Annotated in this window: 13 protein-coding genes and 3 tRNA genes; 5 read left to right on the top strand and 11 right to left on the bottom strand. The window is 67.4% G+C overall.

Annotated elements, in window-relative coordinates:
- Nucleotides 1-50 precede the first annotated feature (50 nt).
- The 11 genes from rplK to A7G45_RS12125 all read right to left on the bottom strand — a co-directional run bounded on the left by rplK (nt 51) and on the right by A7G45_RS12125 (nt 5,161).
- Complete coding sequence (gene rplK, locus A7G45_RS12175) at nt 51-482, bottom strand: 50S ribosomal protein L11 (protein WP_043401604.1); 432 nt, start codon at nt 480-482, stop codon at nt 51-53.
- A 71-nt stretch (nt 483-553) separates the two neighbouring features.
- Entirely contained in the window at nt 554-1,372 is an 819-nt protein-coding gene (gene nusG, locus A7G45_RS12170; RefSeq protein ID WP_260937288.1) for a transcription termination/antitermination protein NusG, read from the bottom strand.
- Nucleotides 1,373-1,424: 52 nt separating this feature from the next.
- Nucleotides 1,425-1,883, bottom strand: a complete 459-nt coding sequence (gene secE, locus A7G45_RS12165) for a preprotein translocase subunit SecE (protein ID WP_260937285.1) — start codon at nt 1,881-1,883, stop codon at nt 1,425-1,427.
- A gap of 63 nt (nt 1,884-1,946) precedes the next feature.
- Nucleotides 1,947-2,019: transfer RNA gene (locus A7G45_RS12160), tRNA-Trp, on the bottom strand.
- A 144-nt stretch (nt 2,020-2,163) separates the two neighbouring features.
- Complete coding sequence (gene hadC / locus A7G45_RS12155; protein WP_260937282.1) at nt 2,164-2,676, bottom strand: (3R)-hydroxyacyl-ACP dehydratase subunit HadC; 513 nt, start codon at nt 2,674-2,676, stop codon at nt 2,164-2,166.
- A gap of 3 nt (nt 2,677-2,679) precedes the next feature.
- Nucleotides 2,680-3,108, bottom strand: coding sequence for a (3R)-hydroxyacyl-ACP dehydratase subunit HadB (gene hadB / locus A7G45_RS12150; RefSeq protein WP_260937280.1), 429 nt, complete (start codon nt 3,106-3,108; stop codon nt 2,680-2,682).
- Nucleotides 3,095-3,574 (bottom strand): (3R)-hydroxyacyl-ACP dehydratase subunit HadA, encoded by a 480-nt coding sequence (hadA, locus tag A7G45_RS12145; RefSeq protein ID WP_260937278.1) that lies wholly within the window; start codon nt 3,572-3,574, stop codon nt 3,095-3,097. The genes hadB and hadA overlap by 14 nt, the downstream gene beginning before the upstream one ends.
- Nucleotides 3,575-3,583: 9 nt before the next feature.
- Entirely contained in the window at nt 3,584-3,751 is a 168-nt protein-coding gene (gene rpmG / locus A7G45_RS12140; protein ID WP_003881823.1) for a 50S ribosomal protein L33, read from the bottom strand.
- A 37-nt stretch (nt 3,752-3,788) separates the two neighbouring features.
- Nucleotides 3,789-3,865 (bottom strand) — tRNA-Met (locus A7G45_RS12135).
- Nucleotides 3,866-3,932: 67 nt separating this feature from the next.
- A tRNA-Thr gene (locus A7G45_RS12130) sits at nt 3,933-4,005 on the bottom strand.
- A gap of 316 nt (nt 4,006-4,321) precedes the next feature.
- On the bottom strand, nt 4,322-5,161 hold the full coding sequence (locus A7G45_RS12125; RefSeq protein WP_260937244.1) for a type IV toxin-antitoxin system AbiEi family antitoxin: 840 nt from the start codon (nt 5,159-5,161) through the stop codon (nt 4,322-4,324).
- A 203-nt stretch (nt 5,162-5,364) separates the two neighbouring features.
- Between A7G45_RS12125 and A7G45_RS12120 the strand changes: the two genes are divergently transcribed.
- From A7G45_RS12120 to A7G45_RS12100, 5 genes are all read left to right on the top strand, one after another.
- Nucleotides 5,365-6,078 (top strand): MBL fold metallo-hydrolase, encoded by a 714-nt coding sequence (locus A7G45_RS12120; RefSeq protein ID WP_043401583.1) that lies wholly within the window; start codon nt 5,365-5,367, stop codon nt 6,076-6,078.
- Nucleotides 6,079-6,199: 121 nt separating this feature from the next.
- On the top strand, nt 6,200-7,036 hold the full coding sequence (locus tag A7G45_RS12115) for a DUF8453 domain-containing protein (protein WP_377042032.1): 837 nt from the start codon (nt 6,200-6,202) through the stop codon (nt 7,034-7,036).
- A 76-nt stretch (nt 7,037-7,112) separates the two neighbouring features.
- The gene (locus A7G45_RS12110; protein WP_260937240.1) at nt 7,113-7,814 is read left to right on the top strand and encodes a crotonase/enoyl-CoA hydratase family protein; all 702 of its coding nucleotides are present in this window, start codon (nt 7,113-7,115) and stop codon (nt 7,812-7,814) included.
- Between the two features lie 62 nt (nt 7,815-7,876).
- Complete coding sequence (recC, locus tag A7G45_RS12105; protein ID WP_260937238.1) at nt 7,877-11,173, top strand: exodeoxyribonuclease V subunit gamma; 3,297 nt, start codon at nt 7,877-7,879, stop codon at nt 11,171-11,173.
- On the top strand, nt 11,173-14,484 hold the full coding sequence (locus tag A7G45_RS12100) for a UvrD-helicase domain-containing protein (protein ID WP_260937235.1): 3,312 nt from the start codon (nt 11,173-11,175) through the stop codon (nt 14,482-14,484). Before recC ends, A7G45_RS12100 begins: the two co-directional genes overlap by 1 nt.
- The last annotated feature ends 8 nt before the right edge of the window (nt 14,485-14,492 follow it).

Raw genomic sequence — 14,492 nt, 5'->3', positions numbered from 1 at the left:
GAAGCGGGCTCTTCCACGGGTGGATTCACGCAGCTGCGCGAATCCGGGGATTACTCGACCGTGATACCCATCGACCGGGCAGTGCCGGCGATGATCTTGGCAGCGGCGTCGATGTCGTTCGCGTTGAGATCTTCCTTCTTGGTCTCGGCGATTTCGCGGACCTGGTCCCAGCTGATCTTGGCGACCTTGGTCTTGTGCGGCTCGGCCGAACCCTTCTGGATACCCGCAGCCTTGAGCAGCAGACGCGCTGCCGGCGGGGTCTTCAGAACGAACGTGAAGGTGCGGTCTTCGTAGACGCTGATCTCCACGGGGATGACGTTTCCGCGCTGGCTTTCTGTCGCAGCGTTGTACGCCTTGCAGAATTCCATGATGTTGACGCCGTGCTGGCCGAGCGCCGGACCCACGGGCGGGGCGGGGTTGGCCGCGCCGGCCTGGATCTGCAGCTTGATCAGCCCGACGACCTTTTTCTTCTTCGGGGCCATTGGTGTGGTGTTCCTTTCTAGGTAGCCGCGGTGCGACTACATCCTGCTAATCGCGAGTTGGCAGTCCGCGATTAAATCTTGCTGACCTGTGTGAAGGTCAATTCGACCGGCGTCTCACGTCCGAAGATGGACACCAGCACCTTGAGCTTCTGCTGCTCGGCGTTGACCTCGCTGATCGACGCGGGCAGCGTCGCGAACGGGCCATCCATGACGGTGACGGACTCGCCGACCTCGAAGTCGACCAGAATCTCCGGACGCGCCAGGCTGGCTTCGCTGTCGGCACCCGACGCGGCGGAAGCCGAGGTCGCCTTGGCGGGCTTCTTCGCGGCACCCTGCGGCAGCAGGAACTTGACGACGTCGTCGAGCGACAGGGCCGACGGCTTCGAGGTCGCACCGACGAACCCGGTCACACCCGGCGTGTTGCGCACGGCGCCCCACGACTCGTCGTTCAGGTCCATGCGCACCAGGATGTAGCCCGGCAGCACCTTGCGGTTGACCTGCTTGCGCTGGCCGTTCTTGATCTCGGTGACCTCTTCGGTCGGTACCTCGACCTGGAAGATGTAGTCGCCGACGTCCAGGTTCTGGACGCGGGTCTCGAGGTTGGCCTTCACCTTGTTCTCGTAACCGGCGTACGAGTGGATGACGTACCACTCGCCGGCCTGACGCCGCAGCTGCTTCTTCAGCGCGACCGCGGGATCCTCGTCCTCGTCCTCGGGCTCCTCGGCGACGGCCTCCACCGTCTCGTCGACAACCACTTCGGTCGCCTCGGGCGCGTCGGCAACATCCGCGGTCTCCGAAGTTTCCACGGTGTCGTCCAAGGTCTCCACCGACTCGACTGCCTCGGCGGTCACGTCGGACTCATCCGAAGGTGTCTCGCCATCGAAAGTCACGGTAGTCAGTCCTCTCTTACGTTCTTGAGCTCGTCACGGCGGGCGGACGGCGTCAGCCGAACACCCACATGACGAGCTTGGCGAGACCGAAGTCGACCCCACCGATCAGCGCCACCATGAAGACCAGGAACACCAGCACGACGGTCGTGTAGCCGATCATCTGCTTGCGGTTCGGCCAGATGACCTTCCGCAGCTCGGCGACGACCTGCTTGAGGAAGTTCCAGACGAACACGAAGGGGTTCCGAGTGGGACCCGTCTTCTTGGACTTTTCAGCCTTCTTCGGCTTGGCCTTCTTGCCGGCGTCGGCCGCGCTGTCCGCGGCGTCAGAATCCGCCTCGACGGTGTCCGACTCGGACTCGTCGACCTCGACGGCCCGCCGGGCCCGCTTTCCGGTCGGACGCGCCGGGCGCGTCACAACTGCGGTCTGGCCCTGCGACTCGCTTTCGCCCGCGTCGGTGCCCGCATCAGTACCGGCGCCTGCGGAGCCGGCACTATCGCGCTCGTCGCTCACCGCATGCCTTTCGTCTGTTCCAGGTGGTCACAATTCCAGTGTCCACATCGGTATTCAGTTGAGCAGGGGCGACAGGACTTGAACCTGCAACCTGCGGTTTTGGAGACCGCTGCTCTGCCAATTGAGCTACGCCCCTTCAGCACCGACCAGGTCGGCGCTTCCGGCTGGGTCCTCACACAATTCGCGCGCTCCCCGATCGGTCGATCTGTAACCGACGGACAGCGCGCTGAAAAGGGTGGATCCCCGAGGACCGAGTGTACATCGGCCCCAGTCTGAGTTACTAATCCGCTCCGGCGGCCGAGCGGAGCACCTGTCCGGTCTCGCGGTCGTAGCGGACCGACACCGAATTGTCGCCTTCGTGGCCCATCAACGTGGTGAAGGCCTCCATGATGACGCCACCGTCGTCATCGGTGAGGGTGTTGCGGGTCAGCACGATGTCGGCACCGAACCGGTGCTCGATCGATGCGATCTCGACGGTCGCGTGCAGCCGGTCACCGACCTTGACCGGGCGGTGGTAGACGAATTTCTGGTCGACCTGGATGATCTGCATGGTCTCCATGCCGACGTCGACGGCGCGGAAGAAATCCTGCTGAACCAGCAGCGCGACGATCGACACGAACGTCGGACCGGCGATCAGGGTGTCGTGGCCCAACTCGGCCGCGGCGGTTTCATCCATCGACACGGGGTGGTCGGACTTGACTGCCTTGGCGTACTGCCGGACCTGCTCGCGCCCCACCGTGAACACCTGGGGGTACTTGTGAACCATCCCCAAGATGTCGGGATTCACCGGCATGGGCTAGGCCAACTTCGCGGTCGCGACAGCGCGGCCGAAGATCTTCTTGCCGCCGGTCGTGGCGGAAAGCGCGATGGTGACCGACTTGGCTTCCTCGTCGACCGACTTCACGCGGCCGGTGAAGATCAGTTCGGCGCCGATGCCGTCGTTGGGGACCGGGACCACCGAAGTGAAACGGACGTTGTACTCGGTGACGGCAGCCGGGTCACCGACCCAGTTGGTCACGAAGCCGCCGCCCAGACCCATGGTCAGCATGCCGTGGGCGATGGCGGTGTCCAGACCGACCTGCTTGGCGATCTCGTCGTCCCAGTGGATGGGGTTCAGGTCGCCGGAAACACCGGCGTAGTTGACCAGGTCCTGCCGGGTCAGCTTGATGGTCTTCTCGGGCAACTCGTCACCGACCTTGACCGAGCTGAATTCACGAAGCGCCATCTGAGAATCCCTTCTGTCCGTCCTCACCCGAACGACCCGCAAGGGTCGTGTAGGCCTCTTGAACGACGTCACCACGATCGTTCGTGATGATGTTCTTGGTCACGATGATGTCGGTGCCGTGCGCCTGCCGAAACGAGTCGACATAGACGTCGTAGAAGAGCTTGTCGCCGGCCTTGATCGGCGCGAAGAACTTCAGCTCCTGATCGACGTGAATGATCTGGGCATCCGAGATGACGACACCAGCGTCCTCGAACATGGCCAACTGCGCCTGGTAGCCGAAGATGCTGATGAACGTCAGAGGCGCCAGCAGCGCGTCGTGCCCGAGTTCAGCTGCAGCCGACTCCCGGTGAAAGCATGCGTCATCGTTCTGGACGGCGATCGCGTGCTCACGAATCTTCTCGCGACCGACCTCGTAGCACTCAGGATGCCGGTAGTGATACCCGACAATTTCCGCCGACAGGCCCACGACGAGTGGCTAACGCGACTCTTTGTGCGGCTGATGCGTACCGCAGTTCGGGCAGAACTTCTTGATCTCAAGACGATCCGGGTCGTTACGACGGTTCTTCTTGGTGATGTAGTTACGGTGCTTGCACACCTCGCAGGCCAAGGTGATCTTCGGCCGTACGTCGGTACTCGACGCCACGTCTCTGCCTCTTTCGCTTCGTAAATCCCTGTTGTGCTGGTAGCGGTGGGGAGGCTCGATCTCCCGACCTCACGATTATGAGTCGTGCGCTCTAACCAGCTGAGCTACACCGCCCCGACAGACACAGGCGGCGCAGCGGCGGATTCTTACTTCCGTCGCTCCGCTCGCCATATGTCCACCGAGCCCCCTAACGGAATCGAACCGTTGACCTTTTCCTTACCATGGAAACGCTCTACCGACTGAGCTAAGGGGGCCTGACCCTCGGTTTCGAACTGTCGGTTACGACCGTCTGCCCCGTGGGCCTTAAAGAGGTTACCGTCTCGCTGAATCAGCTGCCAAAACGGCAGCGTAACCGCCCTATTTTGACTCCCCCGGGGGTTCCCGTCGCCGGTTTGCCCGATCTCGTCCCGCGGTTGTCCCACGCTTCGACGATCGCGGGCTTCGAAACGCCCGATTGACGCCAGGTACCGCTATGCCGTTCGAACGATCCCTCAGTGCAATTCGATCGACCCGGCAGGCGTGCTGATTGAATCCAGGGACGCTGCCCGCTTCTACCAGGCACCGATTCAACTACGCCGCCCGCCAGCCACGGCGGAACAAGCCAGCCGCTACCCGGGCCAGGACGTCATCGTCGGTGTCCTCCTTGATCACCTTGACGACGATCCAGTTCCGCGCTTCGAGCTTGGGCAGCGCCTTCTGATCGCGCACGTACTGCTCGCGGTCGGTCTGATGGTGACCGCCGTCGTATTGCACCCCGACCAGGAGGTGCTTCCAACCCATGTCGAACTTGGTGATCAGCCGATTGCCCTCGTAGACCGGGATCTGGGTGTCGGTCGGGCGCATGCCCGCATCGGTGAGCAGCAGGCGCAGCCGCGTCTCCCTCGGCGACTCGGCCCCCTCGTCAGCCAACGCCAGTGCTACCCGGAGTTGCGCCAGACCGCGCGCCCACGGATATCGCCCGATGGTCGGCTGAACGTCGCCGATACCCACCCGGCCGACCCACAGCAGTGCGTCGATCCGCGCGACAGCCTCATCGCGGTCGAGGTGTCGGCCCAGGTCGAAGATCGTCCGCGCCGGTGTGGTGACCGGAATCCCGTCATACGTGGTGACCTCGTCGGCGGCATACGCCTCATTCCGCACGATCAAGCCGTTCGGCGGGTGACCATTCCGCCACAACATCTCGATCGGGGCGTCGTCGTCGACGTATTTCGCCCAATGCAGCGCCGATGCCGCCACTCCCGAGATGACACCACGTCGGCCGGACCACAACCACGCACCACGCACGCGGTCGCGGATGGTGGGCTCGGGCGGTCCGTACACGTCCGGAAACATGCGCCTGTAGTGACGCCGCAGGTCATTGCGCGTGACCTTCCCCGCGGCCAATGCCTCGCTGCCGATGAATACCCCCATGGCGCGATGCTGCCAAGGACCCCCGACAAACCGGTCACGAGAATCCCTGGCTTCAATCAGCAGCCGCGCCCACCCTTCCCGATTGAAACCAGGGACGCCGTCAGCTCGAAATGGATACCTGACTTCAATCGCGGAGCGATACGAGCCGAGAGATTGCAGCCACGCACTTCATCGCGGGCCGACCACCCTCCTAGGCTGTCCGCATGCCTGATGACCGCCTGTATTTCCGTCAGTTGCTCGCCGGCCGCGACTTCGCGGCGACCGATCCGATCGCCGCGCAGATGCGCAACTTCGCCTACTTGATCGGCGACCGGGAGACCGGCGACTGTGTGGTAGTCGACCCGGCTTACGCCGCGGGCGATCTGGTCGACGCCCTGGAGGCCGACGGCATGCACCTGTCGGGCGTGCTCGTCACCCACCACCACCCCGACCACGTCGGCGGCTCGATGATGGGCTTCGAGCTCAAGGGCCTGGCCGAACTGCTGGAGCGGGTCAGCGTGCCGGTGCACGTCAACGCCCACGAGGCCGACTGGGTGTCCCGGGTCACCGGCATCGCGCCGTCGGAGCTAACCTCGCACCAGCACGGCGACGTCGTGCAGGTCGGGGCCGTGCCGATCGAGCTGCTGCACACCCCCGGGCACACTCCCGGCAGCCAGTGCTTCCTGCTCGACGGCCGGTTGGTCGCCGGCGACACCCTGTTCCTGGAGGGCTGCGGCCGCACCGATTTCCCCGGCGGGAACGTCGATGACATGTTCCACAGCCTGCAGGCGCTGGCCGCGCTGCCCGGCGATCCGACGGTCTTCCCCGGGCACTGGTACTCGGCCGAACCCAGCGCGCCGCTCGACGACGTCCGTCGCTCCAACTACGTCTACCGGGCCAGCAACCTGGACCAGTGGCGCATGCTCATGGGCGGCTAGCGGCACAGTCGCCTGGTCATGAGCGCGCAGCTACGAACTTTCCTCCGTTGTACAAGTCAACCAGCGAATATTAGTCTCGGTGTCGGATTACCGATCGGTGAAATGACGACTGGGTGGCGCGGTGGACTGGATATCTCAACGCTGGAATGACCTGACGGGCCTGGGGTCGGGCAGCTGGCTGGCCATCGCGGCCTGGGCCGCGCTGGCGTTCGGCATCGTCGTGCTGATCGTGGTGAATCGCCAGCTCTCCAAGAATCGCCAGCTCAAGCGGGATCAGGTTCGGCCGCAGGTGACCATGTTCATGGAGCCGCACGCGTCCGACTGGCACCTGATCGAGCTGGTGGTCCGCAATTTCGGGCAGACCGCGGCGCACAACATCTCGTTCGAGTTCACCAATCATCCGACCGTCGCGATCTACGAGGATTCCGACCACGACGGCGAGCTCGACGTCACTGAGCTGCGGCTGCCCAGCGAACTCTCGGTCCTGGCCCCGGGGCAAGAGTGGCGAACCATCTGGGACTCGGCGATCAGCCGGGAGGAGCTGGGCGGGTCGATCCGGTCCCGATTCGAGGGGACGCTCACCTACTACGACCTGGCGGCCCCCGCGCCCGGCAAGAAGTCCCGATTCGCGCCGAAGCCCCGCGAGTACGAGTCGAAGGCGGTGCTCGACTGGGCCGCGCTGCAGCCGGTGCAACGGCTGGAGCTGATGACGACGCATGACCTCGCCAAGCGGGAGAAGCAGAAGCTCGAGCTGCTCCGCAGCGTGCTGACGTACTTCCACTACGCCTCGAAGGAGACGCAGCCCGAGGTCTTCCGCGCGGAGATCGACCGCATGAACCGGGCGGTCCGGGAAACCCAGGACCGGTGGCGCAGCCGCGAGGCCGACGAGACCACCGAACTGGAAATCCAGTGGGTCGACGAGGGTCCGAAGGGCCGGCACCGCAACGGCGTCCACTGACGGCCGGCGCCTCCGCGGGCCCGTCTAGCATCGGCTCAAACAGTTCCCGGCCCGGGAACCGACCGAGGGAGAACCGATGAGCACCGTCACCTACTCCGTGACCGATGCAGTCGCCACGATCACGCTGGACGACGGCAAGGTCAACGTCCTGAGCCCGACGATGCAGCAGAACATCAACGCCGCGCTGGATCAGGCCGAGCAGGCCGCCGAGGTCAAAGCGATCGTGCTCGCCGGCAACAACCGGGTGCTGAGCGCAGGGTTCGACCTCGCGATCTTCGGCTCGGGTGACGCGGCAGCCGGGCTGGCGATGCTGCGCGGCGGCATCGAACTGAACGCCCGGCTCCTGCGTTTCCCCGTCCCCGTGGTGATCGCCGCCACCGGACACGCGATCGCCGGCGGCTCGTTCCTGCTGGAGTCCGGCGACCACCGGGTCGGTTCTCCCACGATGCGGTGTCAGGCCAACGAGGTGGCCATCGGCATGACGGTGCCCCAGGCGTGCGTCGAGATCCTGCGCATGCGATTGACCAAGGCGGCCTTCCAGCGGGCGGTCGGTCTGGCCGCGACGTTCACCGGCGAGGAAGCGCGGGCGGCTGGCTGGGTGGACGAGATCGTCGAGCCGGAGAACGTGTTGAGCCGCGCTCAGGAGGTGGCCGCCGGCTTCGCCGCGACGCTGCACACCAAACATCACTTGGCCAGCAAGCTCAAGGCCCGCGCCGAATCGCTGGCCGCGATCCAGGCCGGCATCGACGGCCTGGCCGCCGAATTCGCCGCCCGGTAACACCCGGTCTCTGGGCCTACCGGCCTCGCTCAACTGTCGGTGCCCCGTCCTAGGGTGGTCCGATGGCGCTACACCTGCACCGAGCCGAGGACACCAGCGCGCTTGCCGCTGGGCTGGGTGCGCTGCTCGCCGAGCCGCCGGCGGATCCGTTCGCCGCCGAGCTGGTTCTGGTGTCCGCGCGCGGCATGGAACGCTGGCTCAGCCAGCAGCTGTCCCATGTACTCGGCCAGGGCGCGGCCGCCGACGGCGTGTGCGCGGGCATCGAATTCCGCTCCCCCACATCACTTCTCGCGGAAATCACCGGCACAGTCGACAGCAACCCGTGGGACCCCGACGCCATGGTGTGGCCGCTGCTGGAGGAGCTCGACGACCTCGGCCAGACCCACCCCGATTGGGCGCACACCCTCGCCGCGCACCTGGGCTACACCGAACTGGGCAGCCCCGAAGAGACCCAGCTGCGACAGGGCCGCCGGTACGCGGTGGCCCGGCGGCTGGCGGGTTTGTTCGACACCTACGCCAAAGCCCGGCCGACGATGCTCGCCGATTGGTGCGACGGCGGCAGCTCCGACGGCGCGGGCGGCCGGCTGGACGACGACCTGCTCTGGCAACCGCACCTGTGGCGGGCGACGGCCGCACGCATCGACGCCGACCCACCCTCGGTACGGCAAGCGAAAACCATTGCCCGCCTGACTGATTCACCGTCGGCGCTGCCGTCTCGGCTGTCCATGTTCGGGCATACCCGGCTGCCCGCAGCCGACCTCGAACTACTCGGGGCGTTGGCCACCCATCACGATCTGCACCTGTGGCTGCCGCATCCCAGCGACCCGTTGTGGCAGACGCTGTCCGATCTGCGCGGTCAGGAGCCCCGGCGCGGGGACACCAGCCGGCTCCGCGTGAGCCATCCGCTGCTGCAGACCCTCGGCCGCGATCTGCGGGAGCTGCAACGGGGCCTGCCCGCCGCGCAGACCGATCAGTTCCACCCCCGCAGCGGGTTTCCGGACACGTTGTTGGGCTGGCTGCAGTCCGACATCTCGGCTGACGAGGTGCGGCCCGGCCCGCGGCGTCAGCTGCTGAAGGACGATCGGTCCGTCCAAATCCATCGCTGTCACGGTGCGGCCCGGCAGATCGACGTCCTGCGCGACGTGCTGCTGGGCCTGCTCGACGACGACGAGACCCTGCAGCCACGCGACATCCTGGTGATGTGCCCGGACATCGACACCTACGCACCGCTGATCACCGCCGCGTTCGGCGCGGGTGAGCATGCCGACCGGGGCCACCCGGCCCAGGGCCTGCGGGTCCGGTTGGCCGACCGCGCACTGACCCAGACCAATCCCCTGCTGGGGGTATTGGCCGAACTGCTAGACATCGCGGACGGCCGCGCCACCGCCAGCGCGGTGCTCAGCCTGGCGCACAGCGATCCAGTGCGCCGACGCTTCGCACTCAGCGACGACGACCTGGTGGACATCACCGAATGGGTTGGCGCCGCAGGTATTCGGTGGGGTTTCGACGCGGTGCACCGCACCCCGTACGAGCTGCAGCGGTACCCGCAGAACACATGGCAGTTCGGGGTCGACAGGCTGCTCGTGGGCGCCGCGATGTCCGACGATTCGCAGGCCTGGCTGGGCACCGCATTGCCGCTCGACGACGTCGACTCGAACCGCGTCGAACTGGCAGGCCGGTTGGCGGAGTATGTGCAGCGGTTGCGCGGCGTCGTCGACCGCCTCACCGGCGCGCAGCCGCTGGACGGCTGGGTCGAGGTGTTGCGGGACGGCATCGCGCAGCTCACGCGGGTCGGTGCCGACGACCAGTGGCAGCAGGGGCAACTCGACCGCGAACTGGCGAAAGTGCTGACCCACGCGGGTTCTCGGTCCGGTACGACGCTGCGGCTGCCCGATGTCCGGTCCCTGCTGCGACGGCAACTGGCCGGCCGCCCGACGCGCGCCAACTTCCGCACCGGCACCCTCACGGTGTGCACCATGGTCCCGATGCGTTCGGTGCCGCACCGGGTGGTGTGTCTGATCGGGCTCGACGACGGCGTCTTCCCGCGAACCAGCATCGCCGACGGCGACGACGTCCTGGCCCGTCATCCGCTCACCGGTGAACGCGACATCCGCTCCGAGGACCGGCAGTTGCTGCTCGATGCCATCTGCTCGGCCACCGACACCCTGGTCATCACCTACACCGGCACCGACGAGCACTCCGGTGAGCACCGGCCGCCGGCGGTCCCGGTGCAGGAGCTGCTCGACGCGCTCGACCGCACCACCGGTGAGCCGGTGCGCGGCCGCATCGTGGCCGATCACCCGTTGCAGCCCTTCGACATTCGCACCGTCGCCCGCGACCGGCTGGTGCCCGACCGGCCGTTCACCTACGACCCGGCAGCGTTGCGCGGGGCCAGGGCCGTCCTCGGGGAACGCCGGCCGAAGCCACGGCTCATCGATGGCCCGCTGGACGAATCCCCGTGCGGCGACGTCGAACTGGCCGAGCTGCTGAGGTTCTTCGCGAACCCGGTCAAGGGTTTCTTCCGGGCGCTGGACTACACGCTGCCGTGGGACGCCGACGAACTGTCCGATGCCATCCCGGTCGCCATCGACGGCCTCGGCAAGTGGGCGGTCGGGGAACGCATGCTCGACGATCTGAAGATCGGCCGGGATCCCGACTTCGTCATCGGCGCCGAGTGGCGGCGCGGCACGCTGCCGCCGGGACACCTCGGCTGGCGTCAGGCCCGCGAAATCCGCGGCGAGGCCATCGAACTGGCGACGGCCGCGCGGACGCTGCAGCGGGGCGAGGCCGGCGCGTTGGACATCGATGTGGACCTGGGCGCCGGGCGCAGGCTCACCGGCACCGTCGGCCCGCTGTGGCAGGACCGGACGGTGACGGTCACCTATTCGAAGCTGGGCGCCAAGCACCGGTTGCAGGCCTGGGTCACCCTGGTGGCGCTGGCCGCGGGCGCCCCGGAGCGGGAGTGGGAGGCGTACTGCATCGGCCGTGGTCCGCGGAACACCATGCAGGCCATGGCGTACCAGCCTCCGGAGCAACCGCTTTCGGTGCTGCGCGAACTGGTCGCGATCTACGACGCGGGCCGGCGCGAACCGCTGCCACTGCCGTTGAAGACGTCGTTGGAATGGGCGCTGGCGCGGCAGTTCGACGACCCCGTACCCGAGCGGGGTGCCGATTCGGAGTGGCGCTGGGAGAAGGACGGCGCCGAGTATGTCGAAGTGTGGGGACTGGCCGCGCCACTGGCGGTGCTCCTCGACGCGCCGCGGCCCGACGAGGTCGCCGTGCCGGGTGAGAACACGCGCCTGGGCGCCTACGCGTCCCGGTTGTGGCGGCCGCTGCTCGATGCCGAACGGCGGATCTGATGGACGCGTTCGACCTGCTCGGCCCGCTGCCGGAACCGGCGACGACGACGGTGCTGGAAGCCAGCGCCGGTACCGGCAAGACCTATGTCCTCGCCGGTCTGGTGACCCGGTACGTCGCCGAGGGCGCCGCCACGCTGGACCAGATGCTGCTGATCACGTTCAGCCGTGCGGCCACCCGGGAACTACGAGAACGGGTGCGGGCCCAGTTGGTGAAGACCGTTGCCGCGCTGGATGATCCGCCCGACGATGCGGACGACCTGATCCGCCACCTGGCCGCCGCGGCGCCCGACGAACTGGTCCTGCGCCGCGCCCGCCTGCGCGCCGCATTGTCGGATTTCGACGCCGCGACCATCGCCACCACGCACGAGTTCTGCGGGCTGGTACTGCGTTCCCTCGGCATCGCCGGTGACACCGATTCGGGCGCCCAGCTGGTGGAGAGCCTCGATGACCTGGTGGAAGAGATCGTCTCCGACCTGTACCTGACGACCTACGGAGACCAGCGCGACGAGCCCGCACTGAGCTTCGCCGATGCGCTCGACCTGGCCAAGCGGGTCGTCGGCGATCCCAGCGCACAACTGCGGCCCGCGACCGCCGACCCAGACAGCGTTGCGGCACAACGCTTGTCATTCGCCGCGGGAGTGCTCGAAGAACTCGAACGCCGCAAACGCCGGCAGGGGGTATTGAGCTTCGACGACCTGCTGAGCCGGCTGACCACCGCACTGGAGGAGTCCGACGCACCGGCCCGCGACCGGATGCGCCGCCGCTGGCCGATCGTCATGGTCGACGAGTTCCAGGACACCGACCCGGTGCAGTGGCAGGTGATCTCGCGGGCTTTCGTCGGGCACAGCGCCGTCGTCCTGATCGGCGACCCCAAGCAGGCCATCTACGCGTTCCGCGGCGGCGACATCGTCACCTATCTGGATGCCGCCCGCAGCGCCGACCAGCGGCTGACCCTGGCCGAGAACTGGCGCAGCGACAAGGTTCTGGTGGACCGGCTGCAGACGGTGCTCAAAGGTGCGGCCCTCGGCGACGAGGACATCGTGGTGCATCCCGTCGAGGCACGCACCGACCGTCACCGACTCACCGGGGCGCCGCGCAACGATCCGTTCCGGCTGCGGGTGGTGGCGCGCACGGAGTTCGGGACGCCGCAGCGCAGGATGGTCCCGATCGGCCAATTGCGGCCGTACATCGCCAAGGATCTCGCCGCGGACATCTCGGTACTGCTGGCCAGCGGCGCACAGTTCGATGGCCGGCCGCTGACCGCCGGCGACATCGCGGTGATCGTCGACAGCGGCCTGGACGCCGTACCGTGCCGGGATGCGTTGCTGGACTTGGGTATTCCGGTGGTGTATTCGGGTGATACCGATGTGTTCGCCTCGGCTGCGGCGGCCGAGTGGCTGCGGCTGCTCGATGCCTTCGACACCCCCAATCGCAGTGGCGTGGCGCGGGCCGCCGCGACCACCATGTTCTTCGGCCACCGCGCGGCGGATCTGGCTGCCGGCGGCGACGAGTTGACCGACCAGATCACCACCACCATCCGGCACTGGGCGGGCCTGGCCAGGGATCGCGGTATCGCGGCGGTGTTCGAGGCCGCGGTATCGCTGGGCCTGCCCGAACGGGTCCTCGGGCATCGAGGCGGCGAGCGGCACATGACCGACCTGGCGCACGTCAGCCAACTCCTGCACGAAACCGCGCACCGCGAGCGCTATCACCTGCCCGCCCTGCGAGATTGGCTGCGCCGCCAACTGAAGGACCGCGGCGGCCCGGCCGAACGCAACCGCCGTCTGGACAGTGACGCCGCGGCGGTGCAGATCATGACGGTGTGGCGCAGCAAGGGCCTGCAGTTCCCGGTGGTGTATCTGCCGTTCGGGTTCAACCGGTTCGTCAAGGCAGACACCGTGCTGCGGTTCCATGACACCGACGGCACGCGCTGTCTGCATCTCGGTGGCGCCGGGGCCACCGACCGCGCCGCGGCGGAGCAGGCCGGCCTGGCCGAGATCGCCGGGGACAACGTCCGGCTCACCTATGTGGCACTCACCCGGGCGCAGTCGCAGGTGGTGGCGTGGTGGGCGCCGTCGCGGGACGAGCAGAACGGCGGTCTGTCGCGGCTGCTGCGGGGCCGCCGGCCCGGCGCCACCACCGTGCCGGACACCCTTGTCCCACAGACGGTTTCGGATGACGATGCGATGGCCTGTTTCACCGCGTGGGAGCACGCGGGCGGTCCCGTGGTCGAGGCGGCCGAGCCCGGGACGCCGATGTCTCCACCGGCGCCGTCGGCCCCCCTGGACCTGGATGTGCGGCATTTCCATCGCAGCATCGACACTCATTGGCGCCGGACGTCGTATTCGGCTCTGGTCCGGGTCGTGCACGACGACGGGCAGGCCGTGAGCAGCGAACCGGACACGACGCTGCGGGACGACGAATCAGCGGACGTCGTCACCGAGGCACCGCCGGGTCCACTGCCCGGCGATCTGCCGTCGCCGATGGCGCAGTTGCCGGCCGGCGCTGCCTTCGGTTCGTTGGTGCACGCCGTGCTCGAACGGGCCGATCCCCTGTCCGACGATCTCACCGCCGAGCTGGCCGCCCGGATCGACGAGCAGTCCGGGCTGTGGAACGTCGAGGTGCCGACCGGCGAGCTCGCCACGGCCCTGGTGCCGATGCACGACACCCCGCTCGGCCCGCTGGCGCCGGGTTTCACGCTGCGGCAGATCGGATTGCGGGATCGGTTGCGGGAACTCGATTTCGAGATGCCGCTGGGTGGTGGCCAGGATCGGCCCGACGCGGCGCGGGACATCCGGCTCGGCGACGTCGGCGCGCTGGTGAGCGCGCTGCTGCCGGCGTCGGATCCGTTGTCCGCCTATGGTGCCCGGCTGCGGGCCGAACCGCTGGGGCAGCAACGGTTGCACGGCTACCTGTCCGGTTCCATCGACGCGGTGCTGCGGGTGCCGGGTGAACGAGGCCACAAGTATCTGGTGGTCGACTACAAGACCAACCGGCTGGGCGACTTCGGCACCGAGAACACGGCGGCGGACTACACCGCGCCGCGGCTCGCCGAGGCCATGATGCACTCCGACTACCCCTTACAGGCGTTGTTGTATTCGGTTGTGCTGCACCGGTTCCTGCGGTGGCGATTGCCCGACTACACGCCCGAGCAGCATCTGGGCGGCGTGGCGTACCTGTTCGTCCGCGGCATGTGCGGACCGGCGACCCCCGTGGTCGACGGTCACCCATGCGGAGTGTTCAGCTGGCAGCCCCCGGTCGACCTGGTGAGCGGGCTGTCCGACCTGTTGGATCGAGGACGCGAATCATGACCGCACCG

The organism is Mycolicibacterium llatzerense (assembly GCF_025331195.1).
GTDB lineage: Bacteria > Actinomycetota > Actinomycetes > Mycobacteriales > Mycobacteriaceae > Mycobacterium > Mycobacterium llatzerense.
The sequence above is the reverse complement of the archived record's forward strand: the minus strand, read 5'-3'. Positions and strand labels throughout refer to the sequence as shown.

What these genes read in the sequence shown, in the direction of transcription:
- A7G45_RS12120 (WP_043401583.1), top strand. Translation starts at nt 5,365, where the DNA reads ATGCCTGATGACCGCCTGTATTTCCGTCAGTTGCTCGCCGGCCGCGAC.
- A7G45_RS12125 (WP_260937244.1), bottom strand. Translation starts at nt 5,161, where the DNA reads ATGGGGGTATTCATCGGCAGCGAGGCATTGGCCGCGGGGAAGGTCACG.
- hadB (WP_260937280.1), bottom strand. Translation starts at nt 3,108, where the DNA reads ATGGCGCTTCGTGAATTCAGCTCGGTCAAGGTCGGTGACGAGTTGCCC.
- recC (WP_260937238.1), top strand. Translation starts at nt 7,877, where the DNA reads ATGGCGCTACACCTGCACCGAGCCGAGGACACCAGCGCGCTTGCCGCT.
- A7G45_RS12110 (WP_260937240.1), top strand. Translation starts at nt 7,113, where the DNA reads ATGAGCACCGTCACCTACTCCGTGACCGATGCAGTCGCCACGATCACG.
- rplK (WP_043401604.1), bottom strand. Translation starts at nt 482, where the DNA reads ATGGCCCCGAAGAAGAAAAAGGTCGTCGGGCTGATCAAGCTGCAGATC.
- A7G45_RS12100 (WP_260937235.1), top strand. Translation starts at nt 11,173, where the DNA reads ATGGACGCGTTCGACCTGCTCGGCCCGCTGCCGGAACCGGCGACGACG.
- hadC (WP_260937282.1), bottom strand. Translation starts at nt 2,676, where the DNA reads ATGCCGGTGAATCCCGACATCTTGGGGATGGTTCACAAGTACCCCCAG.